This window comes from Streptomyces sp. NPDC001770 (genome assembly GCF_053596135.1).
In genome coordinates, this window is the sequence record NZ_JBSFFN010000023.1 from 14,445 (window position 1) to 37,024 (window position 22,580).

Here is a 22,580-nt window from a genome sequence, read left to right on the forward strand (position 1 = left end):
GTTTCACTCCTGCGGTGAGGACGAGGGGGCGGTACGTGCGGAAGGGGTGAGCAGCTCTCCGAGAGCGGGCCGCAGGATCTTCCCGGTGGCCGTTCTCGGTACCTGGTCGACCCGGACGACACGGCTGGGGAGGACGGCCTCGGCGAAGTGGCGGCGCAGGTGGGCCAGTACCTCGGAGTCGGACAGATCCGGCGGGGCGGAGACGGCCGCCGCGACGGTCTCGCCCAGGAGGCGGTCCGGCAGCGCGGCGCAGGCCGCGTCCCGTACGCCCGGAAGGGCGCGCAGGGCCCGTTCCATCTCCTCCAGGGAGACGGTCTCGCCGCGTATCTTGGCGGTGTTCTTGATCCGGCCCGTGAGGACGTACAGCGGCTGACCGGTCGACTCGTCCGTCGTCGCGCGGCCGAGGTCCTGCGAGTGGAACCAGCCGCCGCGGAAGGCATCGGCGGTCGCGGCCGCGTTGTTGGCGTATCGGGACATGACGTTGTGGCCGCGCACACAGAGCTCGCCCACCTGGCCCGCGGCCGCCCGGCTTCCGTCCGGTAGCAGTACCGCGACTTCGTTGCCGTGCACCGCGGTACCGATCGAGGGAATGTCGGTGTCCAGCATCAGCCGCCGATAGGCGGCGTCGGACAGTCCGGTCGGCAGGGTCGTGGAGAAGTTCGTCGTCTCGGTGAGGCCGTATCCCTGAAGCACCCGCGCTCCGAGCCTGTCGTGCACAGCCCGTGCCGTCTCTGTCGACAAGGGGGCGGCGGCGGACACGAAGTAGGCGAACTCCCGAGGGAGTTCGGGACGACGCCAGGACGCGGCAAGTGCGTCCAGGACGCTGGGTACGACACTCGCCACCCGCGGCCGGAAACGAGTCAGCAGGGACGGGTAGCCGAAGGGACTGAACCGTTCGGCGAGGATGCCGTGCGCGCCGGCGGCCAGTGTGGCGAAGAGCGTGAGGTGAACGCCGTTGACGTGGTGGATCGGCAGGCAGCCCAGGAAGCGGTTGCCGGGACCCAGGCGGTGATGGCGCACCATGGCCTCCGCGTTGGCGACGCAGTTGGCGTGGGTCTGGGCGACGAGCTTGGAGGCGGCGGTCGAACCGCTCGTCCCGAAGTACAGGGCGTCGGCGTCTGCCGGTACGGGTGCCGGGACGGGCGGCGCCCCCCGCGGCGGGTCCGGCAGCGTCCGGGGGTCGGGCAGGGCGGTGCCGACGGGCAGGGCGGCGTCCGCCACGGCCGGTCCCCGCAGCACCACCTCGACGCCCAGCGCTTCCGTCTGTTCGCGCAGACGGGCCACGGGATCGGCGGGGTTGAGGAACAGCACCGGGTGGCGCGCCCTCATCGCCCCGTAGATCGCGACCACCGACGGGATGTCGTTGACCGGCAACAGGCCGACCGGGGCGCCGTCCGGGAGGCCGAGTCCGGTGAGCCACTCGGCGATGCGCCGGCTGTCGCGGTCCAGGGCGCGGTAGTCGAGGGTTTCGGGCGGCCCCTCGCCCACGACGGTGAGGTACGGGGCGTCCCCCCTTGCCGCGGCCTGGCGGTCGACATGGTCGAGCATGGAGCTGATGGCCGGGGTGCCCGGGAGGAAGGGTGCCCCCAGGTAGCGGTGGGCGGGGACGGAATCCACCGCTGACCGGTCAGCCATGGGGCCGCTTCAGGGTGCGTACCGTCGCGGCGATGGTCCGGGCGGTGCGGAAGGTGTCCGGCGTGATCAGGTCGGCCGGGAGCTCGATCCCCAGGGCCGCTTCGAGGTGGACGAGCAGTTCCACGCTGCGCAGCGAGTCGAAGCCGAGTTCGATGAGCGGCACATCGGCCTCGGCGGGACCGCACGCGGTGTGCGGATCGGCCAGCCTGCCCCGTACGAGACCGAGGACGAGGAGAAGTTCGTCGTCCCCGGGCGCACCGGCGGCCCGTGGCACCGGTTCCTCGACCAACGTCATGCGCTCGGCGGACTCCAGGGGCATGTGGGGAACGCCGAAGGCGAGTATCTCCAGCGATTCGTGCACCTGCGGGTCGGTCCGGACGCCGTGCGCGTAGTCGGCCGGAACGAAGACGGTGTCGCCCCGCCCCATCTCGTAGTCCACGCCGTCGATGTGGATGAAGCCGCGGGAGCGGAGCACGTACAGGATGTGGGCACCGGGGTGCGTGTGGAGTTCGAAGCGGGATCCGGACTCCATGATGAGACGGTCCACGCCTATCGGGGTGTCGTCGGCGATCAGCTCGCCCGCCCCGACCGTGCCGAGGATTCCGGGGAGGATCTGGTGCCGTGAGTCCACCAGTTTCACCTCGGGGGAGGTGAGGACGTTGCGGATGTGCTTGCCGGCATCGAAGGCGATGTCCATCGTTGCTGTCCCTTCGTCGAGTACGGACGGGGGCGGAACGGTCGGGGCGTACTCCTCGGGTGGTGCCGAGGCGGGCGGAGCGGTCCGCCGTCGAGGGGGGTGGTGGCCGCGGTGGGGCGGTCGGCGCGTGGCGCGGTCCGGTGGGCGTGGATCATTCGAGGGAGCGGGCGATGCCGACGTAGTCCCGCACCAGGTCCACGTCGATACGGCCGCCCCAGCCACCCCGCTCCAAGCAGGTGCCGACGAACGCCCCGTCCGCCGCCGCGAGCAGCCGACGGGCGTTCTCGTGGTGGGTGTGACCGGCCAGCACGACCGGCAGGCCGGGGGCGGCGGACCGCACCGAGGCGATCATCTCCAGGGTCAGCGATTCCTCGGGGTCTCCGAGGCAGACCGCGTCGGCGCCCACACCCCGGGCGACCCTCGCGACCTCTCCGGTGGTCTTTCCGCCGCCGAACCAGCGGAAGTGTGTCGAGTCCACATCGGCGACGATCCCGATGTCCTGCGCGGAGATCCGCCGCCGGTACTCGGCTGTGCGCAGCGGATCGGCGGTCACCATCCCGTGGGGCGTCAGGGTCATGCCGACCAGGGCGCCCGCGCGGACGAAGGAGCCGCCGCCGATCTTCGCCACGGCCAAGGAGGCGCTCAGGGCGTTCCGCATGATCTGTACCCCGATCCGGAAGTCCGGGCTGCGGCCGGTCGCCCGCGCGATGGCATCGGTGATCAGCCCGATGGCCACGGCCCTGGCCGGATCACAGTCGTCCCCGGTGCCGTAGAGCCGGTCCACCGTCTGCACGAGACAGCCGTTCGCACCGCCCTCCTGGAGCGCCAGCGCCGAGGCCACCGCGATGTCCAGCGTCTTCCGGAAGGTGCCCTCCTCGTGGAGGGGGGTACCCGGCAGCGGCTGGAGGTGGATCATGCCGATCACCGTCTTGCGCCCGGGGCCGATCCAGAACTCAGACATGGGCGGGCCGTGATTCACCGATGGCCGAGCCGAGGCGGTGGAACGCCGGCTCCAGGTCCTCCCACGGGCGAGCCGTCGTGACGCGGGCGATCGCGCTGTCGAACCAGAAGTTGAGGATGCCCGGATAGACGGATACCCCCGCTGTGCGCAGCAGTTCGCGGAAACAGAGGTAGGAGTCGTCCCACTGTCCGAAGCGGACCATGGTGTTGATCGAGTACTCAGGGCGCGTCACGTGGGAGAACGCGGAGAGGCGCGTGCCCGACGCGTCCCGCAGCAGCCGCAGCGCCGCCTCCCGGTCCCCACGGTCCTGCCGGTAGCTGTCGTACGCGGCCTGGAGCTGATCGCGGCGCAGGGCGTACGAGGTCTCGAACTCGCCCAGCTCCTCGGCACCCACGCGGTCGACGCCGGTGATCATCCAGCGCTCCATTCGCGCCAGTACCTCGATCGTGGTGTAGAGGAAGGACGGTGGGCCACCGAAGCTGGTGGACGCGTACTCGTAGTAGTCGGCGATGAACGACTTGTCGGCGACGATCCAGCCCGCCTTGATACCCGGTGCGGACCAGTTCTTCGAGAGGCTGGAGATCCTGACGACATGGGGGGCCGCCCGTTGGCTGGACATGGTGCGGGGCTCGCCCAGCCATTCGTGGCACTCGTCCAGCAGAATGAGTGTCGAGGGCGAGGCCGCGCGGATCAGCCGGGCCAGTTCTGCCTCGTCGACGGCCGCACCGGTGGGATTGGCGGCGGTCTGGAGCAGCACGAGGGGGGTACGGGGGGTCAGGGCGTCGATCAGCGCGTCGACGGACATCACCCCGTTCTCCGTGCCGAGCGGCACCAGCTTCACCGCTGCTCGGCGCGCGACGGACTCCACCAGCGGCGGGTAGTTGGGGATGGCGCAGAGGGCCGGCTCGCCGCCGACATGGCGGCCCGTCAGGATGAAGTCCGCCATGGAACTGACCGCTGAGGTGCCTCCCATGGTGAGTGCCACGTTGTCCGCCGTGTACGTGGCCCCGTGGATGCGCGCGCTCTCGTAGGCCGCGACGGCCTGGCGCGGAGGGAACCGGCCGCACGAGTCGGAGTAGCCGTACCAGTCGCGGTCCAGCGCGTAACGCATGGTCTCCTTCAGGGCCTCGGGCAGACCCCAGCTGATCTCGTCCACCGAACCGCCGGACAGGATGTGGCGGACGTCCTTGCGCAGGTCCCCGTAAAGGTCCTCGCGGAAGTAGAAGTTGAAGAGCTCCTTGACGAGCCGGACCGTGGCCCGGGACGAGAGCACCTCCTCGGCCCCGATTCCGCGGCGGGCGGTGGAGGACCGCCACAGTTCGGCCTGCCAGGCGCGCGTGGAGTGGTGGCCCAGTTCGTGCTCGACCCTGCCGAGCCACAGATCGCGCAGTTCCGTCACGTCCTCGGGGTTGACCGCGCGCCTGAACACCTCAAGGGTCCGCTGATCCACCACGGGGACGAGCGGACCACTGTCGGGAGGGAGCGCGTGCGTTCCCGCGGGCGCCGTGCGGGCGGCTTCGGGCAGTTCGATCCGCCGGGTCGGCGGTGCGGTGGCGAAGAGGTTCATCACGTCTCCCAGACATGCTCGTGTGCGGGGGCGTCGGCAGGTCGCTTCGCTGGTGCCGGAGGTGCCGGAGGGCGGCCTCAGCGGATCCGGAGCCGCCGGAGATGCCGGAGGCGGCCCGCCGACGCGGCCCGGCCCGCGGTACGGCCGTGGAAATAGCGGGTGTTGTCGATGACGACGAGCAGGCCCCGGGTCCACGTGACGCCGTAGCAGTGCCGCGGCGCGTACATGCGCTCCAGGAGATGCCGCAACGCCTGGTTCACGGTCTCCTCGTCGGCGTGCTCGTCGTCGCAGCTCCACCGCAGCGGAACTCCGTGGAAGTCGCGGAAGGAGTAGACGGTCCGTCCGTCCCGCTCGCGGGCGACCGTGGGCACACCGGGAGCGCCGGCGTAGCGGGTCGTCCGCAGCAGGCGGTCGACCTGCGGGGAGAGGTCCCCGCCCACGGCGTCCATGGGTACGAGCGCGGTCACGGCCTGGCTGCTGTCGCCCGGCTCGACACACATCAGCACGACGTAGCGGGGCTGATCGGCCGTCGCGCGACCGCTGCCCTCACTGTGCAGCGTGAGCGCGGTGCTGGCGAAGGGCTGCAGAGCCACTTCCCTGGTGTGCCCGGCGTCCGCCACGAGGTTGAGCACCACTCCCTCGTCCACGTAGGGCAGCACGGCGGGATCGGTCTCCGGGACGGGCGTTCCCAGCAGGGCACCGAGCCGGCGGAAGTCCGGGGTGGACAGGGGCTCGTCCAGTTCGGCGAGGGCGAGACCGTGTTCGCGGAGGGAGGACATCAGCTGTCGGGCCGCGGAATCCGGGACACCCGCGGAGCCCGGAAAACCGGCGGGCGGGACGAGGGGGACGATGTCCGGTTTCTTCAGGACCGAATCCGCCGAAAGGAGTTCGTCACGCAGGCGGCAATGTGGGTCTCCTGACCGTTCGGTAAAGGTTCCCAAGAGCACGTTCTGCCTCCGACGATTCTGTGTTCGACACAGTCGATGAAACCCATTGCCAGGACCTGCCCCGCAATCCGCGATGGATCGGTGTGCGGGGTCGGATGTGGTGCACCGCGCGGCGGAGGAATGTCCGCATACTGGATGTAGAGGACGTTCGGACGAGTGCGGCGAGGTGTCGTAGCTGTCGTCGCGTACACACAGGGATTACGGGACGGCCCTCGGCCCTATTACTGGGGTGAAAATGGCATACGTGGAGCGGGAGACGGCGAGCGACGGAACCGATGTGCATTGATGCGTGGTGCTGGGTTCGTCGGCTCCACAGGCTAACCCCAGATTTCGCCCAATGCCTAGGCCGTGTCGGTGATCTCCGGGGGCGCATACTGGTCATTGGTAACAACCCGCGCGATAAACAGTTCATCTGTGGCCATCCGGGACTTCCGTGTGTAGACCTCCGAACTGCCCATCGTCCGCATGAAGGGGATATTCGACGGTTCTGCGACACGACCTCGTGAGGGCTCCGGGCGGCTGCGGTGTCGGATGTTCCGCTTGTGGTGGGCGTAAGCGTTGGATGGCTCAAATTCGGCGGTGCACCCTCAATCGACTGGCTGCCGGCGGGGAGAAATAGTGGTCAATATTATGGTTTGCGCCCGAAGGTCGAGCTGTGCCGGGTATCGATTTCCAGCCAATATCAAATGCGCCGTTACGTTCTTGAAATAGTCGGTGAGTCGCTGGTACCTTGGCGGCTGTCCCTGGCGAAGAATTCAGCAGCCTTCGAACCGAAACGTCATGAATAGTGATCCCGCAACGGGATGTGAACCGCCGGACAGCAGGAGTGCAGCCGATTCGTCCGCCGGCGTGAAGCGGTGAACGGTGGCGTCGGCAACCGCCACGAAATACCTTGTCTCCGGCCGCTCCGCGTCCTCCGATGTGCCACCCGCGCCGGCCCGCCGCCGGGCGGTGTTCCCGAACTTTCGGCGAGTGGATTTTCCCTCGCTTTCCTGTGGGTCGAATCGGCCGCCGTGTGTCCGTCAGGTGTCACGAGGCGGCTTTCATGCGTCATGTCCCTCCGGAATGTATACGGAGCCGACCTCCTGTGAGGTTCCGGATGTGCGCCGGACCGATCGTCGAGTGGAGTACGTCCATGAAGCAAGCCGACTTCCACCTGCCCGAATTGACGCTCTGCCTCATAGTCAAGGACGAGGAGGCGTTTCTCCCGCAGTGCCTGGCGGCCACGGTTCCGCACTGCGCCGACGTGGTGATCGTCGACACGGGCTCGAGCGACCGTTCTCTTGAGATCGCCGGGAAGTACACCGACAAAGTCTTCCGGACGACCATGGACCAGGGGTACTCGGCGGCCCGCAACATCGCGCTCGACCACGTGCGGACCCCCTGGGTGCTCTTCCTCGATGCCGACGAGGTGTTCATCGAGGACGAGTGGCGCCGTATAGCCGAGGAGATCCGGGGCGCCGACGAGCGGGACATGGCCTTCCGCGTCATGCGGTTCAATCTCACCCCGCTCGGGGGAGTGGCCAGCGACCGCACGGTGCGCATCTTCCGCAACCACCCCGAGATCCGCTACCGCCGGCGAGTGGGTGAGTCGGTCGAGGAGGCGGTGGAGGACCGCGGCGGACGGATCGTCAACTCGGGCCTCATGCTGAATCACTTCGGCGGAGTCCGGCCTGTCGGGCAGCGGGCCGCGAAGACGTACCGGTACATCGAACTGACCAAGCAGCAGATCCACGAGTATCCGGGCAACGGCATGTGGGTCGCCTACGTGGGGTTCCTGCTGCGGTTGGTCGGAGAGATCGACGAGGCCCTGCCGTGGTCGACCAGGGCGGTCGAGCTGGAGCCCTCCTCGCCCCGTGCCTGGTCGCACCACGGACATGTGCTTCGCGCGGCGGGCCGGACGGAGGACTCCCTGCGGGCCTTCGAAACGGCGGCCGCGCTCGAACCCGGCGAGGCCACCTTCCGGAACATGGTCGGCGTCATGAACCTGGCCTCCGGCCGGCTCGACCAGGCCGACGCGGACTTCGTCGAGGCACTCCGCCTGGAGCCGAGCCTGCTGCACGCCGAGATCAACCGGGGCCTGGTGCTTCAGGCGCGTGAGGACTATCCGGGTGCCGCCGAGATCTTCGGCCGCGTCGCCGACCGCAACCCCGGTCTGCTCCTCCAGGACTGGCGCGCACGCGTGGAAGTGGACCATTTCACCTACTTGTTCAATGAGACCGCACCCCATTTCGCCGGTCTCGCCTACCACTTGGGCTACTGCCGGCTCATGGCCGAGACTCCCGGAGCGCGGGAGATCCGCTATCCCGTGGATGGGTACTCCGGCTGAGGCGCTGCCGCGGGGGCCCGCTCCGGGGCGTTCGTTCCGGCTGGGCCGGGCGCCCCGGGACGACGCCCGTTTCCGCCGCGACCAGGCATCTTGGCCGCTCATCCCACGTATTTCACAAGGCAGTTGTAGCCGCTCGACGCCCGGACGGACGCATCGATCCTGCTACAATTTCAGGTCACATCTGCCGTGTCCCCCAAGGGGGACGCTGCCGAGCAAGGAGCTGAACTCGTCCCATGAGCACGCCCTCTTCTGTGCCCCCCTTCACGCCTGCCGCCAGTTACCGGACGGACGCCGTCGCCGCCGACGTCAAGGAGGCCGTCGACGGAGTCAAAGCGCGGCTGGCGGGACGAGTGGTGCTGTGGCGGCGGTTCGGCGGCCTCGTTTTCGGCCACATCCTGGACCGCAGTGGCCGGGTCCAGATCTCGCTGCGCCGGGACGAGCTCGACCCCGAGACCTTCGCGGCGTGGTCCACCGAGGTGAAGATGGGCGACTTCGTCGGAGTCTCCGGCCAGAAGTACACCTCCAACAAGGGCGAGCCGACGCTCGGCGTGTCCGAGCTGGTCGTCCTCAACCGGTCGCAGCGGCAACTCCCCGACAAGTGGGCCGGAATCACGCACGCCGAGGTGCGCTACCGCCGTCGCTACCTCGACCTGCTGGCCAATCAGGTATCCAGTGACCGCTTCCGTGCGCGCTCACGGATCGTCTCCGGAATCCGGCGCTACCTCGACGGCCTGGGCTTCCTCGAAGTCGAGACGCCGATCCTCCAGGAAGCGGCGTCCGGTGCTGCGGCCCGCCCGTTCGTCACGCACCACAACTCCCTCGACGAGGACTTCTACCTGCGCATCGCTCCGGAGACGTACCTCAAGCGGGTCGTGGCCGGCGGCATGGAACGCGTCTACGAAATGGGCAAGCTCTTCCGCAACGAGGGCACGGACCCCTCGCACCTCCAGGAGTTCACCAGCCTGGAGTGGTACGCAGGTTACTGGGACTACCGCGACAACATGCGGGTCGTCCGTGACCTCGTCCTGACGGTCATGCAGGAGGCGCTCGGCACCACCGTCGTCACCTACCAGGGCGTGGAACTGGACTTCGGTGCCGAGTGGCCGGAGATCGACTTCCGTGAAGCCGTCAAGGAGCGTACGGGGATCGACCTGACGGTCGTCCAGGACCTCCCGACTCTCCGGGACGAGGTCAAGGCCGCCTACCCCGATTCGGACATCGCGGAGGCGCCCTCCTACGCCGCCATGGTCGACGTCCTGTACAAGCGCACGGTCCGTCCGCACCTCATCCAGCCGTGTTTCCTGCTCCACCACCCGGTCGAGCTGGCGCCGCTCGCCCGCCGCAGCGACGAGGACCCCACCCGGCTGGACATGTTCCAGGTGGTCGTCCACACGTGGGAGCTGATCAAGGCGTACTCGGAGCTGGTCGATCCCACCGAGCAGCGCAAGCGCCTCACCGAGCAGTTGGAGATGCGTGACGCGGGCGACGAGGAAACGATGATGCTGGAGGAGGACTTCATCGAGGCGATGGAGTACGGCATGCCTCCCATGTCCGGTCTCGGGCTCGGCGTCGACCGGCTGATCGCCCTGCTCACCGACGCCCCCAACCTCCGGGACGTGGTGCTCTTCCCGTCCATGCGGCGGGACAACAACGACTGACGGGGACGGGCTCCCCCGGGCGGGGGCCCCTCGGGGGACGGCGGGGAACCCGGGGTGTCCGCGCCGGGCGGTCGCCCGCCCTCCAGCCGCGACCCACCCGGGGACTTCGGCGATTCCGGTTGCCGATACCGATCTTCGCGGTGCACTGTCTTGGGTTGTGCTCGAATTTCAGGCTCTGGGACCGGACGACTGGCGGACGTGGAGGGAACTGCGGCATGCCGCGCTCTCCGAGGCGCCCCACGCCTTTGGCTCGACCCTGGTGGAGTGGCAGGGGCTAGGAGACCGGGAGGAACGCTGGCGGGCCCGCCTGGACATCCCGGACTCGCACAACGTCGTCGCCCACCTCGACGGCCGGCCGGCCGGGATGGTGAGCGGCGTGCCCGCCGACGAGGCCGACGTCTTCGAATTGATCTCGATGTGGGTGGCCCCTGCCGCCCGGGGGCGGGGTGTGGGCGGCGGGCTGATCCACGAAGTGGTGCGGTGGGCCGCCCTCCGCCACGCGCACACGCTCCGGTTGTCGGTACGGCCGGGCAACCGCGATGCTCTCGCGCTGTACGGACGTCACGGCTTCGGGAGCGGCCGGGGCAGGGGCGGCCCCACGGAACGTCTCCCGGCAGGCCCGCTGGGCGAGGAGAGCGAGCTGCGCCTGTCCAAGCCCCTGGGCGCGGACCCCGGGGGCGCGGCGGGCACCTGCGGTTCCTGCTGACCAGGGCGCTGCGTACATCGAAGCGAGGGGAGATGCCATGACCGAGACACCGGTGATCGAGGCTCTCGGGCTGTCGAGACTCTTTCACACGACGGTGCGCCGTCCCGGCCCGATGGGCGCGCTGCGATCCCTGGTGAATCCCCGACGCATCGTGAAGACGGCGGTCGAGGACGTCTCTTTCAGCGTCGGCGAGGGGGAGTTGCTGGCGCTTCTCGGCCCCAACGGCGCCGGGAAGTCGACGACCATCAAGATGCTGACCGGCATCCTCACGCCGAGCGCGGGCGAGGCGAGGGTGGCGGGTGTGGTTCCGTACCGGGAGCGTGAGCGCAACGCGCACAACATCGGAGCGGTTTTCGGCCACCGCAGTCAGCTCTGGTGGGACCTCCCCGTCCGGGAGTCCTTCTCCATCCTGAGGGACATCTACGGGGTCACCGACAGTGAACACCGGGCGCGGATAGCGGAGTTCGACACTCTGCTCGAACTGTCGTCCTTCTGGGACACTCGTGTCCGGCACCTCTCCCTGGGGCAGCGTGTCCGCTGCGACCTCGCCGCCGCGCTGCTGCACGACCCGCCGGTGGTGTTCCTCGACGAACCGACCATCGGAATGGACGTCGTGGTGAAGGAGCAGGTGCGTGGCTTCCTGCGGCACCAGGTCGAGCAGCGCGGACGCACCGTGCTGCTCACGACCCACGACATGACCGAGGTGGCCCGTCTCGCCGAGCGGGTGGTGCTGATCAACCACGGGCGGGTCGTGCTGGACGGTTCGCTGGACGAGATGCGGCGGCGGTTCGGCAGCACTTGGCAGGTACGCATCACTCTGGCCGATCCTGTCGTGCCCGTCGAACCCATGCCCGGGACAGCCGTGCTGAGCCGCCAGGGCGGCCACGTCGTGTTCGGGCCCGACGGTCCACGGCCACCGACCGTGCACGAGGCGCTGAAGTGGATCGTCGGTCGCCACGAGGTCTCCGGCATCACCATGGAGGAGACCGATCTGGAGGACGTCATGCGGGCCGCCTACCTGAGAGCGGCCGACTCCGCCGGCCCGGTGGGAGCCGTCCCGTCGCCCGCCCACGTGGTGCGGGGCAACTGAGCCATGGCCGCCACCACGCTCGGCGGGGCCCTGCGCATAGCCCGGACCGCGTCGCTCGGAGAGCTGCTGAGCCCGCCCCGGATCACCGCGAGCCTGTTCCGCCTCACCGTCCATCTCGTGCTGGTCACCTCGCTCTGGCGCGGCCTGTACGCGGACCTCGGCACGGGGACGAGAGGCGGACTGACACGGGAACAGGCGGTCGGCTACGCGGTCTTGGCCGTGCTCGCGGGCCCCCTGCGGGGCCTGGACCGCTACGCCGCCCGGGACACGGTGTCCCAGCACGTGCACTACGGCACCATCGTCTACTGGTTCCTGCGCCCCCTCCCGCCCCGCCGCTACTACGCGCTGCGCGCGCTCGGGGACCAGGGCTACGGAGCGGTGTGGTTCCTGGCCGGTCTCGCGGTGTGCGCCGCCGCGGGTGTGGTGGGGCTTCCGTCCTCGTGGACCGTCGCCGCGGTCGCGGCCCTCAGCATGGTGCTCGGGCAGTGGGTGTTCCACCACGTCATGCTCCTGATCGACCTGCTCTGTTTCTGGACGCTGCGTAACAGCTCCGCGATGCTGATCCTGCAGTTCGCCCAGAACTTGCTGTCCGGGGTCTACGCCCCCCTGTGGTTCTTCCCCGGCTGGTTCCAGGAAGTGAGCGCCCTCCTGCCGTTCCGGGCGACGCTCTCCGTGCCGCTCTCGATCTACGTGGGGCGGACACCGCTCTCCGAGGCGCCGTACCAACTCGCCTTCCAGGCGCTCTGGGTGATCCTGCTCTCCCTGCTGACCCGATTCCTGTGGCAGCGCGCCGGACGCCGAGTCCTCTCCCAGGGAGGTTGATCATGCCCAAGTCACCCCTCGCGGTCGCGTGGAACATCACCAGGCTCAACTTCCGGGCTCAGCTCGAATACCGCGCGGAGTTCCTGATGACGATCGCCATCGGGGTGATCTGGCAGGTGTCGGTCATCGTCTTCGCGACGGTGCTGCTGGCCCAGTTCTCGGGAATGGGCGGCTGGGCGGCCTCGGACGTGCTGCTCATCGCCGCGATGCGCATGCTGTCCCACGGGCTGTTCGTGCTCTTCTTCGGCCGGGTGCTCGTCCTGGCGTCCCGCGTACAGGAAGGCTTCATCGACGTCTGTCTGCTGCGCCCGATGCCGGTCTACCGGCAGATCCAGTTGCATTCCTTTCCCACGAACGCCATCGGTGACCTCGCCGTGGGAATCGGCCTGTTCGCCGGTGCGCTGGCCCGCAGCACCCCGGAGTGGACGGCCGGGCGGATCGCGTTCCTCGTGGCGGGGGTACTGGGCGGAATGCTGATGGAGGCCGCCCTGTACACCGCCGTGCTGAGCGCGGCGCTGCACTTCCCGGCGGCGTCGTACTGGGGCCACTGGCTGGACGAGCTGCTGGGGACCTTCGGCAACTACCCGCTCGGCATCCTCCCCAAGGCGGCGTCCCTCACCCTGACCTTCGCGCTGCCGCTGGCCTTCATCGCGTACTTTCCGGCCGGAGTGGTGACGGGGAACGGGGCCACGCTGGGCGTGCCCCTGTGGGTGGCGGCGGCGTCCCCACTCGTCGGCCTGGCCGGATTCCTCGCGTCCCGGCTGCTCTTCCTCAGGAGCCTCGGCCGGTACACCGGCGTCAACGGCTGAGACTCCGCCCCGCCGACGACACCCTCGCGGCCGTCCGTCGCCCCCCGGCCGTCCGCCGGCCACACGGCCACCTGCCGTCCGTCCGGTCCCCCCTGCCACCCGGGAGAGGGGCGGCGGCGGTGGCGGGGTTCCGGGCAGGTGACGGCGCAGGGGCCTCAGGTCAGCCCGATCGCCCGCCCGTGCGCCCCCAGCTCCGCCACCGCCGCCGTGATCGCCGGGCGCCTGGCCGCCCCCGCCCGCCAGAGCGCGTACAGCCTGCGTACCGGTACGGGGTCGAGCCGCACCGCCACCACGCCCTCCGGCAGCGGCCCCCGCCCCAGGCGCGGGATCATCGCCACCCCGAGCCCGGCGCCGACCAGGGCGAGCTGGGTGTGGTTCTCCTCCGCCAGGTGCCGGATGTCGGGCTCGTACCCCGCCGCCCGCAGCGTCCGGACCAGCCAGTCGTGACAGACCGTGCCGGGCGGCTGGCAGATCCACCGCTCCCGCGCCAGCTCCTCCCGGAGCACCGCGTCCCGCCCCGCCAGCACGTGCCCCTCGGGCACCAGCAGATCGCACCGGTCGTCGCCGATCACCGCCTGCTCCAGCCCGTCCGGCGCCGGCAGCGGCGCGATGTCCCAGTCGTGCGCCACGGCCAGATCGATCACGCCCTTGGCCACCAGGTCCACCGACAGATGCGGGTCCACCTCCGTCAGCCGGGCCTCCAGCGCGGGGTGGTCGCGCTCCAGGCCGGCCAGCACGCCCGGCAGCAGCCCGCGCGCGGCGGAGGCGAAGGCGCCGATCGACAACTGCCCTGTCGGCAGCCCCCGGCGCTCCTCCAGCGTCGTCTGCGTCCGCTCCATGATGGCCAGCAACTCCTGCGCGGCGGAAGCGAGATGGAGCGCCTCCTCGGTCAGGGCGATACCGCGCCCGCGCCGCTCCAGCAGGGTCGTCCGGGTCTCCCGCTCCAACTTGGTGATCTGCTGCGAGATCGCGGACGGGGTGTAGCCGAGCGCCGAGGCGGCACCCGCGACGGAGCCGTGCACCGAGACGGCGTGCAGCGCGCGCAGCCGGGCGAGATCGAGCATCGGGGACCTCCGGAGGAGAACGCGTGATTCAGTGACTGATTGTTCAGCAATGCTCAAGTTCACCATGAAGAAAGCCGCGCTGGTGCTAAAGAGTGCGGACGGGCGATGCTCGGCCCATGCGTCCCTCCCACATCGCCCTGGCCGTCCTCGTGACGGCCCTCTGGGGTGTCAACTTCGTGGTCATCGAGCTCGGCCTCGACCACTTCCCGCCCCTGCTCTTCTCCGCGCTGCGCTTCCTGATCGCCGCGCTGCCCGCCGTCTTCTTCGTCGGGCCGCCCAAGGTCGCCTGGAAGTGGACCGTGGGCGTCGGCCTCGCGCTCGGCGTGGCCAAGTTCGGGCTGCTCTTCGTCGGCATGGACCAGGGGATGGGCGCCGGGCTCTCCTCGCTCGTCCTGCAGGTACAGGCCGTCTTCACCGCGCTCTTCGCCGCGCTCGCCCTCGGCGAGCGGCCGGGCCGGGTGCGGGTGGCGGGGATGGCGGTGGCGCTCGCGGGGATCGGGGTGGCCGCCGCGGACGAGGGGGCGAGCGGCCCGGTGCTCGCGTTCGTGCTGGTGATCGCGGCGGCGGCGTTCTGGGGCGTCTCGAACGTCCTCACCCGCAAGGCCGCCCCGCCCGACTCCCTCAACTTCATGGTCTGGGTCTCGACCGTGCCCGTGCTGCCCCTCCTCGGCCTCTCGCTGCTCTTCGAGGGCTGGGACCGGGACACCGACGCGCTCGCCGCGATGGACTGGACCGGTGCGGGGACCGTCGTCTACGTCGCCTGGATCTCCACCGTCTTCGGCTTCGGCGCCTGGGGTTACCTGCTCCGCCACCACCCGGCGTCCTCGGTCGCGCCCTTCACCCTCCTCGTCCCGGTCTTCGGGATGTCCTCGGCGGCGCTGCTGCTCGACGAGTCGGTGAGCCCGCTGCGGTGGTGCGCGGCGGCGCTGCTGGTCGGCGGGGTGGCGGTGACCTCGCTGGGCGGGCGGTGGCGGAAGCCCGCGACCGGAGTACCGCAGGCCGCCGCGCCCGAGGCGCGGGAGGTGCGGGAGGCGCGGGCCTGAACGTCCCGCGCCCGTACGTCCCGGGGCAGTATGTCCCGCGCCCGTACGACCCGCGCCCGTACGACCCGCGCCCGTACGTCCCGGGGCTACTGCTTGGGCGCGCCCGCCCGCAGCAGGAACTCCCGCCCGGCGGACAGCAGTCCGGGCAGCTCCGGGATGCCCTGGTACCAGCGCTTCTCGTACTCCCAGCAGACCCAGGTGTCCGGCGCCAGGGTGTCCAGGCACTCCACCAGTGGCAGCACGCCCTCGCCGAGGGCCAGCGGGGTGGTGTCCTCGGCCGAAGCGATGTCCTTGACCTGTACGTACCCGAGGTAAGGGGCCAGCACCAGCTGGCTGTCGACCGGGTTCTCGCCCGACAGCCAGGTGTGCATCACGTCCCAGATCACCCCGACGTTCGGATGCCCCACCGTCCCCGTGACCCGGGCCGCCTCGGCTCCGGCCCGGTGCGAGTCGTGGGTCTCCAGCAGGATCGTGACGCCCCGGTCGGCGGCGTGCGGGGCGGCGGCCCCGAGCCTCCGGGCGGCCGCCGCGTCGGCGGCCTCCGGGTTCTGGTCGCCGCCGCCCGGGAACACCCGGACGTACGGCGCCCCGAGGTCGTGGGCGAGCTCCACCAGTTCGGCGACCTGCGCCACGATCGCGTCGTCGTCCCCCTCGGCCGCGACCCGGACGTACCCGGCCACGGTGAGGATCTCCACGCCGGCCTTCTCGAACTCCGTGACCACCTTGGCGCGTTCGAGCTGCGAGAGCCCCGGGTTCACCGGTTCCTCGGGGTGGGCGCGCAGCTCCACCCCCTGGTAGCCGTGCTCGACGGCCAGCCGGACGACCTCGTCGATGGGCGTCCCCGGCACTCCGAGGGTCGAGAAAGCGAGCTTCACGTGCGTGTTCCTTCCGTCGGTCCGTACTGCCGCGTCATCGGTCCCGCGCGATCCACGCGATCCCCCGGACGCTACGCGTACCCCTGCCCACCGCCCGGAACCAGATGCGTGAGCCACCGTACAGACAGCGCTTTCTACGGGGTGGTGGCGGCACCGCTCAGAGCGGCCGGTCCCCGCGCGGCGGCGCCGTCGACCCGCGCACCATCAGCTCCGCCGCGATCGTCGCGATGCCGCCGGGCGGCGGGGTCTCCGTGCCCATCGCCAGGCGTCCCGCCCGCGCCCCCGCCTCGTACAGCGGCAGCCGGACCGTGGTCAGGGCCGGGACGGCGTCCACGGAGAACGGCAGGTCGTCGAAGCCGGCCACCGAGACGTCCTCGGGGATGCGCAGCCCCTGTTCGCGTACGGCGGCGCTCGCGCCCAGGGCGACGGAGTCGTTGGCGCCGACGACGGCGGTCACCCCCGGTTCGCGGCGCAGGAGTTCGAGGGTGGCCTCGTAGCCGGAGCGGCGGTCGTACGGGCCGTGCACGGTGAGCCGGTCGTCCCCGTCGGAGCCTTCCGCCGGCAGCCCCGCCGCGCGCATCGCGGCGCGGTGGCCCTCCAGGCGCTCGCGGGTGGTGGTGCGTTCCAGGGGGCCCGCGACGTAACCGATCCGGCGGTGGCCCAGCGAGATCAGGTGCTCGGTGAGGCGTCGGCCGCCGCCCCGGTTGTCGAAGGTGAGGGCCGCGGTGACCGCGTCGTTCTCGGGCAGCGGGGGCCGCCCGCAGAACACGATCCGGGTGCCCGCGTCGGCGAGCCGCCCCAGCTTCGCGGCCATCGCCGCCTGGTGTGCCGGGTCCTCCAGCGCGCCGCCGGTCAGCACGACGGCCGCGGCGCGCTGGCGCTGGAGGAGGGTGAGGTAGGTGAGTTCGCGCTCGGGGGAGCCGCCCGTGTTGCAGACGACGGCGAGCTTCTCGCCGCCCGCCCGGGAGGTGCCGTCGCCGGGGACGCCGATCTCCGACTGAGCCGCGCCCGCCATGATGCCGAAGAACGGGTCGGCGATGTCGTTGACCAGGATGCCGACCAGGTCGGAGGTGGCGGCGGCGAGCGAGCTTGCCGGGCCGTTGAGCACGTAGTCCAGGTCGTCCACGGCGCGCAGCACGCGTTCGCGGGTGGTGGCGGCGACGGGGTAATTGCCGTTGAGCACGCGGGAGACGGTGGCCGGGGACACCCGGGCGCGTGCCGCGACGTCCGCCAGGGTGACTGTCATCGTTTCTCGTTCTCCTCGGAGGTTGGTCGCGGCGCCCCTCTTGTCCGGGCCGCTGTCGGCAGGCTAGCTTCATACACGATAGAAAGCGCTTGCTACGGCCGATGGAGGGAACTTTCGTGACTCGCAGGACTGTGCGCATCGCCATGAACGGCGTGACGGGTCGTATGGGATACCGGCAGCACCTGGTGCGCTCGATCCTCGCGATCCGCGAGCAGGGCGGCCTCGACCTCGGCAACGGCGACGTGCTGTGGCCCGAGCCCGTCCTCGTCGGCCGCCGCGCCCACGCGCTGGAGGAGCTGGCCGCCCGGCACGGACTCACCGAGTGGTCGACCGACCTGGATGCCGTCCTCGCCGACGACACCATCGACATCTACTTCGACGCCCAGGTCACCCAGGCGCGCGTCGAGGCGATCAAGAAGGCCGTCGCCGCCGGAAAGCACATCTACACCGAGAAGCCCACCGCCACCGACGTGGCGGGCGCCCTCGACCTCGCCCGCCTCGCCCGCGACGCCGGCATCAAGCACGGCGTGGTCCAGGACAAGATCTTCCTGCCGGGTCTGCTCAAGCTGAAGCGCCTCATCGACGGCGGCTTCTTCGGCGAGATCCTCTCCGTGCGCGGCGAGTTCGGCTACTGGGTCTTCGAGGGCGACTGGCAGGAGGCCCAGCGCCCCTCGTGGAACTACCGCTCCGAGGACGGCGGCGGCATCGTCGTGGACATGTTCCCGCACTGGGAGTACGTCCTCCACGAGCTCTTCGGCAAGGTCAACACCGTGCAGGCGCACGTCCAGACGCACATCCCGCAGCGCTGGGACGAGCGGGGCAAGCCCTACGCCGCGACCGCCGACGACGCCGCGTACGGCATCTTCCAGCTGGAGGGCGGCGCCGTCGCCCAGATCAACTCCTCCTGGACCGTGCGCGTCAACCGTGACGAGCTGGTCGAGTTCCAGGTCGACGGCACCCACGGCTCCGCCGTCGCGGGCCTGCGCAACTGCCGCGTCCAGCACCGTTCGGCCACCCCGAAGCCGGTCTGGAACCCGGACCTCCCCGTCACCGAGTCCTTCCGGGACCAGTGGCAGGAGGTCCCCGACAACGGCACCTTCGACAACGGCTTCAAGGCGCAGTGGGAGCTCTTCCTGCGCCACGTCGTCCTGGACGAGGCGTACTCCTGGGACCTGATGGCCGGTGCCCGGGGCGTGCAGCTCGCCGAGCTGGGCCTGAAGTCGGCCGCCGAGGGCCGTCGCTTCGACGTGCCGGAGCTGTCGCTGTGACGATCCACCTCCCGCACGGGGCGTACGAGCCCCGCACCACGCCCCTGGACCTGGCCCCCGGCGGCTCCCCGCTCGCCTCGCGCACGGTCTTCTCCGCCGCCCACGTCGTCGCCGACCCGCTCGCCGACGTGAGCCCGGACGGGCCCGCCGCGATCGACTGGGACGCCACCCTCGCCTTCCGCCGCCACCTCTGGTCGCACGGGCTCGGGGTCGCCGAGGCGATGGACACCGCCCAGCGCGGCATGGGCCTGGACTGGGCCGGTGGCGCCGAACTGATCCGCCGTTCCTCCGCCGAGGCCAAGGCCGTCGGCGGCCGGATCGCCTGCGGGGTCGGCACCGACCAGCTGACCGGCTTGGCGACCCTCGCCGAGGTGCGCGCCGCCTACGAGGAGCAGCTCGCCCTCGTCGAGGAGAGCGGCGCCCAGGCCATCCTGATGGCCTCCCGCGCGCTCGCCGCGGTGGCCGAGGGCCCCGAGGACTACGCGGAGACGTACGCCCACCTGCTGCGCCAGGCCACCGAACCGGTCGTCCTGCACTGGCTGGGCCCGATGTTCGACCCGGCCCTGGAGGGGTACTGGGGCTCGTCCGACCTGGACGCGGCCACCGACACCTTCCTCAAGATCATCGCCGAGCACCCGGACAAGGTCGACGGCATCAAGATCTCGCTGCTCGACGCGGCCCGCGAGATCGACGTGCGCCGCAGGCTGCCCAGCGGCGTCCGCTGCTACACCGGCGACGACTTCAACTACCCCGAGCTCATCGCGGGCGACGAACGCGGCTTCAGCCACGCCCTGCTCGGCATCTTCGACCCGCTCGGCCCGCTCGCCGCGCACGCCGTACGGGTCCTGGACACCGGCGACACCCAGGGCTTCCGGGACCTGCTGGACCCGACGGTCGAGCTCTCCCGCCACCTCTTCCAGGCGCCCACCCGCTTCTACAAGACGGGCGTGGTCTTCCTCGCCTGGCTGGCCGGGCACCAGGAGCACTTCACGATGGTCGGCGGCCTCCAGTCGGCCCGTTCACTGCCGCACCTGGCCAAGGCGTACGAACTCGCCGACCGCCTCGGCCTGTTCCCCGACCCCGAGCTGGCCGAGAGCCGGATGCGGGCCCTGCTGACCGTCCAGGGAGGAACCCGATGAGCACCCCGAGCAATGCAGGCCGTCTCTCCATCAACCAGGAGACCATCAAGCAGTGGTCCCTGGAAGAACTCGCCGAGGGCTGTACGAAGGCGGGCGTCGGCCAGGTCGGCCTCTGGCGCGAACCGGTGCAGAAGTACGGCGTCGAGCGCGCCGGCCGGCTCTTCGCCGACGCGGGCCTCACCGTCACCAGCCTCTGCCGGGGTGGCTTCCTCACCGCCATCGACCCGGCGACCCGGGCCCGCGCCCTGGACGACAACCGCGCCGCGATCGACGAGGCTGCGGGCGTCTCCACGGACACTCTGGTCCTCGTCTCGGGCGGCCTGCCCGAGGGCAGCAAGGACCTCGCGGGCGCCCGCGAACGCATCGCCGACGCCCTTGCCGAGCTGGCCCCGTACGCGGCCGAGCGCGGCATCCGCCTCGCCATCGAGCCGCTGCACCCGATGTTCGCGTCGGACCGGTGCGTGGTCTCGACCCTCTCCCAGGCGCTGGACATCGCCGAGCGCTTCCCGGCCGAGCAGGTCGGCGTGGTGGTCGACGCCTACCACGTCTGGTGGGACGACCAGGCGCCCGCGCAGATCGCCCGCGCCGGGGCCGCCGGCCGTATCCACTCCTTCCAGCTGGCGGACTGGATCACCCCGCTCCCCGAGGGTGTCCTGCTGGGCCGGGGTCAGCTCGGCGACGGCAGCGTGGACTTCCGCGCCCTGCGCACCCTGGTGGAGGCGACGGGCTTCGACGGCCCCATCGAGGTGGAGATCTTCAACGAGGGTCTCTGGGCCCGCGACGGCGGCGAAGTCCTCGCCGAGGTGGTCTCCCGCTTCCAGGAACACGCCTGCTGAGAGCGCTTCCAGAGGTCCTGGCAAAGGAATGGTCAAGGCGTACAACCCTTGGCATCCCTGCCCGGTCACACTCTGCGTCGGGACTTCCGGGGGAGGGGTCCGGGGGGAACGGGAAGGCCCGACGGGGGGAAAGCGAGAGGGGTCCGGCCGCGAGGCCGGGCCCGTTTCGCTTTTCTGGGGCGAGGGCGGGCGCCTGCCCGCCCGGCCCTCCAGCCGCCTCACGCGTTTCACCCTCCGGTGCCGCTGACCGCGTCTCAGTTTCCGGCCGCAGATGGCTACGCCCCCGCCCCCCATCCCTCGTAAACTCGGACATCCGCCACCGCGTCCGTGCGCGTGCCCGCACCGCGTCCGCGACGGGGCCGACCCCGGTCCACCCCTCCGACTCCGCCCGCGCCGGCCTCTCCTTGCCCGACACGGACTCCCGCGCCCCGGAAGGAACCGTCAGCAGCCATGTACGTCTCCCGCGTCACCATCGAGAACATCAAGTCGTTCAACGGACCGCGAAAAGTCGACCTGACCCTGACCCGCCCGGACGGCTCGCACGCGGGCTGGACGGTCCTCGCCGGCCGCAACGGCGCCGGGAAGACCACCCTGCTGCGCGCCCTGGCGCTCGCGCTGAGCGGCCCGGTGGCCGCCCGGGGGCTCGTCCAGGGCTTCGAGAACTGGGTCACGCGCGGCGCGGAGTCGGGCAGTGCCTCGGCGGAGATCGTCCGCGACAAGGACTTCGACAAGTTCACCGCCTCGGGCCGCACCCAGAACAAGTTCGGTACGGGCCTGCGCTGGACGCCCCCCGGCGAATCGGCGGCCGGGCGCAAGAGCGCGCAGCCCGCGCTGGGCGAGATCCGCAGCAACTCCCGTACCCAGAGCGCCAGCGCCGCCCAGCGCGGACCGTGGGCCGACAACCCGGTGGGCTGGTTCTGCGCCGCGTACGGCCCGTTCCGGCGGATGGCCGGCGGCTCGGGCGACGTACAGCGCCTGATGCTGGCCTCGGGTCCGGTGGCCCGGCAGGCGAGCCTCTTCCACGAGGACGCCTCGCTGGCGGAGGGCGTGGCCTGGCTGATCGAACAGCATCTGCGCGCCCTCGAAGGCCGGGAGGGCGCACTCGCCCTCAAGGAGGCCGCCCTCTCCGTCCTCGGCGACGGACTCCTGCCGGACGGCTACCGCATCAAGGACGTCGACTCCGAGGGCCTCTGGGTGACCAGGGGCGGACACCGCTTCCCGCTGCGGGAGATGAGCGACGGGTTCCGTACCGTCGCCGCCCTCGTCGTCGACCTGCTGAAGCAGATCCACGACGCCTTCGGGGACCACGCGCTGGGCCGGGGCGGCGAGGGCGAGGGCCCGAGCCCGCTCCAGGTCCCCGGGGTCGTGATCATCGACGAGATCGACGCCCACCTCCACGTCTCCTGGCAGCGCCGCATCGGCCCCTGGCTGACCACGCACTTCCCCAACATCCAGTTCATCGTCACCACCCACAGCCCCTACATCTGCCAGGCCGCCGACCCCGGCGGCCTGATCCGCCTGCCCGGCGTCGACGAGGACGCCGCCCCCGAGGTCGTCCCCTCCGACCTGTACGAACGCGTCGTCTACGGCAGCGGCGACGACGCCGTCCTCTCCGACCTCTTCGGCCTCGACACCCCGTACTCGGAGCGCGCCGAGTACGCCCGCGCCGAGTTCGTCGCCCTGGAGTCCAAGGTGTACGAGGGCGACACCTCGCCCGAGACCGTCGCCCGGTACAAGGAGCTGAAGAGCCTGCTGTCCAGCTCCCCGACCGCCCGCGCCCACGAGGTCTCCGCCCGGCTGTACCGGATCGCCGACCAGGTCCACGACATCACCGACGGGTACGAGGACGAGACCGCCGGGAACCGAGAGGCCGGCGAGGCCAAGTGAT

General features: G+C 70.7%; 19 protein-coding genes. 11 read left to right on the top strand and 8 right to left on the bottom strand.

Going from position 1 to position 22,580, the window contains the following annotated elements:
• Nucleotides 1-3: 3 nt before the first annotated feature.
• From ACWCSV_RS20845 to ACWCSV_RS20865, 5 genes are all read right to left on the bottom strand, one after another.
• Entirely contained in the window at nucleotides 4-1,635 is a 1,632-nt protein-coding gene (locus tag ACWCSV_RS20845) for a class I adenylate-forming enzyme family protein (RefSeq protein WP_451144275.1), read from the bottom strand.
• Nucleotides 1,628-2,332 (bottom strand): cupin domain-containing protein, encoded by a 705-nt coding sequence (locus tag ACWCSV_RS20850; RefSeq protein WP_451144277.1) that lies wholly within the window; start codon nucleotides 2,330-2,332, stop codon nucleotides 1,628-1,630. Before ACWCSV_RS20850 ends, ACWCSV_RS20845 begins: the two co-directional genes overlap by 8 nt.
• Before the next feature lie 151 nt (nucleotides 2,333-2,483).
• The gene (locus ACWCSV_RS20855; protein ID WP_451144279.1) at nucleotides 2,484-3,293 is read right to left on the bottom strand and encodes a BtpA/SgcQ family protein; all 810 of its coding nucleotides are present in this window, start codon (nucleotides 3,291-3,293) and stop codon (nucleotides 2,484-2,486) included.
• On the bottom strand, nucleotides 3,286-4,860 hold the full coding sequence (locus ACWCSV_RS20860; protein WP_451144281.1) for a pyridoxal phosphate-dependent aminotransferase: 1,575 nt from the start codon (nucleotides 4,858-4,860) through the stop codon (nucleotides 3,286-3,288). The genes ACWCSV_RS20855 and ACWCSV_RS20860 overlap by 8 nt, the downstream gene beginning before the upstream one ends.
• A gap of 77 nt (nucleotides 4,861-4,937) precedes the next feature.
• On the bottom strand, nucleotides 4,938-5,807 hold the full coding sequence (locus ACWCSV_RS20865) for a TauD/TfdA family dioxygenase (protein WP_451144283.1): 870 nt from the start codon (nucleotides 5,805-5,807) through the stop codon (nucleotides 4,938-4,940).
• A gap of 1,135 nt (nucleotides 5,808-6,942) precedes the next feature.
• On the opposite strand from ACWCSV_RS20865, the gene ACWCSV_RS20870 reads away from it, so the two are divergent.
• The 6 genes from ACWCSV_RS20870 to ACWCSV_RS20895 all read left to right on the top strand — a co-directional run bounded on the left by ACWCSV_RS20870 (nucleotide 6,943) and on the right by ACWCSV_RS20895 (nucleotide 13,221).
• Nucleotides 6,943-8,136, top strand: coding sequence for a glycosyltransferase (locus ACWCSV_RS20870; RefSeq protein ID WP_451144285.1), 1,194 nt, complete (start codon nucleotides 6,943-6,945; stop codon nucleotides 8,134-8,136).
• Nucleotides 8,137-8,369: 233 nt separating this feature from the next.
• Complete coding sequence (gene lysS, locus ACWCSV_RS20875; RefSeq protein WP_451144287.1) at nucleotides 8,370-9,794, top strand: lysine--tRNA ligase; 1,425 nt, start codon at nucleotides 8,370-8,372, stop codon at nucleotides 9,792-9,794.
• 157 nt (nucleotides 9,795-9,951) lie between these two features.
• Nucleotides 9,952-10,500 (top strand): N-acetyltransferase family protein, encoded by a 549-nt coding sequence (locus ACWCSV_RS20880; protein WP_451144289.1) that lies wholly within the window; start codon nucleotides 9,952-9,954, stop codon nucleotides 10,498-10,500.
• A 37-nt stretch (nucleotides 10,501-10,537) separates the two neighbouring features.
• Complete coding sequence (locus tag ACWCSV_RS20885; RefSeq protein WP_451144291.1) at nucleotides 10,538-11,590, top strand: ABC transporter ATP-binding protein; 1,053 nt, start codon at nucleotides 10,538-10,540, stop codon at nucleotides 11,588-11,590.
• Between the two features lie 3 nt (nucleotides 11,591-11,593).
• Entirely contained in the window at nucleotides 11,594-12,412 is an 819-nt protein-coding gene (locus tag ACWCSV_RS20890) for an ABC transporter permease (RefSeq protein WP_451144293.1), read from the top strand.
• Between the two features lie 2 nt (nucleotides 12,413-12,414).
• On the top strand, nucleotides 12,415-13,221 hold the full coding sequence (locus ACWCSV_RS20895; RefSeq protein ID WP_451144295.1) for an ABC transporter permease: 807 nt from the start codon (nucleotides 12,415-12,417) through the stop codon (nucleotides 13,219-13,221).
• 155 nt (nucleotides 13,222-13,376) lie between these two features.
• Here ACWCSV_RS20895 and ACWCSV_RS20900 read toward each other — a convergent pair whose 3' ends face one another.
• Complete coding sequence (locus tag ACWCSV_RS20900; protein WP_451144297.1) at nucleotides 13,377-14,285, bottom strand: LysR family transcriptional regulator; 909 nt, start codon at nucleotides 14,283-14,285, stop codon at nucleotides 13,377-13,379.
• 116 nt (nucleotides 14,286-14,401) lie between these two features.
• Between ACWCSV_RS20900 and ACWCSV_RS20905 the strand changes: the two genes are divergently transcribed.
• A complete protein-coding gene (locus ACWCSV_RS20905; RefSeq protein ID WP_451144299.1) occupies nucleotides 14,402-15,328 on the top strand; it encodes an EamA family transporter in 927 nt (308 codons plus the stop codon).
• A gap of 86 nt (nucleotides 15,329-15,414) precedes the next feature.
• Here ACWCSV_RS20905 and ACWCSV_RS20910 read toward each other — a convergent pair whose 3' ends face one another.
• Complete coding sequence (locus tag ACWCSV_RS20910) at nucleotides 15,415-16,203, bottom strand: sugar phosphate isomerase/epimerase family protein (RefSeq protein WP_451144301.1); 789 nt, start codon at nucleotides 16,201-16,203, stop codon at nucleotides 15,415-15,417.
• A gap of 157 nt (nucleotides 16,204-16,360) precedes the next feature.
• Entirely contained in the window at nucleotides 16,361-17,449 is a 1,089-nt protein-coding gene (locus ACWCSV_RS20915) for a LacI family DNA-binding transcriptional regulator (RefSeq protein WP_451144302.1), read from the bottom strand.
• 116 nt (nucleotides 17,450-17,565) lie between these two features.
• Here ACWCSV_RS20915 and ACWCSV_RS20920 point away from each other — a divergent pair, with 116 nt between their 5' ends.
• The 4 genes from ACWCSV_RS20920 to ACWCSV_RS20935 all read left to right on the top strand — a co-directional run bounded on the left by ACWCSV_RS20920 (nucleotide 17,566) and on the right by ACWCSV_RS20935 (nucleotide 22,579).
• Complete coding sequence (locus tag ACWCSV_RS20920) at nucleotides 17,566-18,717, top strand: Gfo/Idh/MocA family protein (RefSeq protein WP_451144303.1); 1,152 nt, start codon at nucleotides 17,566-17,568, stop codon at nucleotides 18,715-18,717.
• Nucleotides 18,714-19,856 (top strand): dihydrodipicolinate synthase family protein, encoded by a 1,143-nt coding sequence (locus tag ACWCSV_RS20925; protein WP_451144305.1) that lies wholly within the window; start codon nucleotides 18,714-18,716, stop codon nucleotides 19,854-19,856. The genes ACWCSV_RS20920 and ACWCSV_RS20925 overlap by 4 nt, the downstream gene beginning before the upstream one ends.
• Entirely contained in the window at nucleotides 19,853-20,692 is an 840-nt protein-coding gene (locus ACWCSV_RS20930) for a sugar phosphate isomerase/epimerase family protein (RefSeq protein ID WP_451144307.1), read from the top strand. The genes ACWCSV_RS20925 and ACWCSV_RS20930 overlap by 4 nt, the downstream gene beginning before the upstream one ends.
• A gap of 450 nt (nucleotides 20,693-21,142) precedes the next feature.
• Complete coding sequence (locus ACWCSV_RS20935) at nucleotides 21,143-22,579, top strand: AAA family ATPase (protein WP_451144309.1); 1,437 nt, start codon at nucleotides 21,143-21,145, stop codon at nucleotides 22,577-22,579.
• Nucleotide 22,580: the final 1 nt, after the last annotated feature.

What these genes read in the sequence shown, in the direction of transcription:
- ACWCSV_RS20845 (WP_451144275.1), bottom strand. Translation starts at nt 1,635, where the DNA reads ATGGCTGACCGGTCAGCGGTGGATTCCGTCCCCGCCCACCGCTACCTG.
- ACWCSV_RS20850 (WP_451144277.1), bottom strand. Translation starts at nt 2,332, where the DNA reads ATGGACATCGCCTTCGATGCCGGCAAGCACATCCGCAACGTCCTCACC.
- ACWCSV_RS20855 (WP_451144279.1), bottom strand. Translation starts at nt 3,293, where the DNA reads ATGTCTGAGTTCTGGATCGGCCCCGGGCGCAAGACGGTGATCGGCATG.
- ACWCSV_RS20860 (WP_451144281.1), bottom strand. Translation starts at nt 4,860, where the DNA reads ATGAACCTCTTCGCCACCGCACCGCCGACCCGGCGGATCGAACTGCCC.
- ACWCSV_RS20870 (WP_451144285.1), top strand. Translation starts at nt 6,943, where the DNA reads ATGAAGCAAGCCGACTTCCACCTGCCCGAATTGACGCTCTGCCTCATA.
- lysS (WP_451144287.1), top strand. Translation starts at nt 8,370, where the DNA reads ATGAGCACGCCCTCTTCTGTGCCCCCCTTCACGCCTGCCGCCAGTTAC.
- ACWCSV_RS20885 (WP_451144291.1), top strand. Translation starts at nt 10,538, where the DNA reads ATGACCGAGACACCGGTGATCGAGGCTCTCGGGCTGTCGAGACTCTTT.
- ACWCSV_RS20890 (WP_451144293.1), top strand. Translation starts at nt 11,594, where the DNA reads ATGGCCGCCACCACGCTCGGCGGGGCCCTGCGCATAGCCCGGACCGCG.
- ACWCSV_RS20895 (WP_451144295.1), top strand. Translation starts at nt 12,415, where the DNA reads ATGCCCAAGTCACCCCTCGCGGTCGCGTGGAACATCACCAGGCTCAAC.
- ACWCSV_RS20900 (WP_451144297.1), bottom strand. Translation starts at nt 14,285, where the DNA reads ATGCTCGATCTCGCCCGGCTGCGCGCGCTGCACGCCGTCTCGGTGCAC.
- ACWCSV_RS20905 (WP_451144299.1), top strand. Translation starts at nt 14,402, where the DNA reads ATGCGTCCCTCCCACATCGCCCTGGCCGTCCTCGTGACGGCCCTCTGG.
- ACWCSV_RS20915 (WP_451144302.1), bottom strand. Translation starts at nt 17,449, where the DNA reads ATGACAGTCACCCTGGCGGACGTCGCGGCACGCGCCCGGGTGTCCCCG.
- ACWCSV_RS20930 (WP_451144307.1), top strand. Translation starts at nt 19,853, where the DNA reads ATGAGCACCCCGAGCAATGCAGGCCGTCTCTCCATCAACCAGGAGACC.
- ACWCSV_RS20935 (WP_451144309.1), top strand. Translation starts at nt 21,143, where the DNA reads ATGTACGTCTCCCGCGTCACCATCGAGAACATCAAGTCGTTCAACGGA.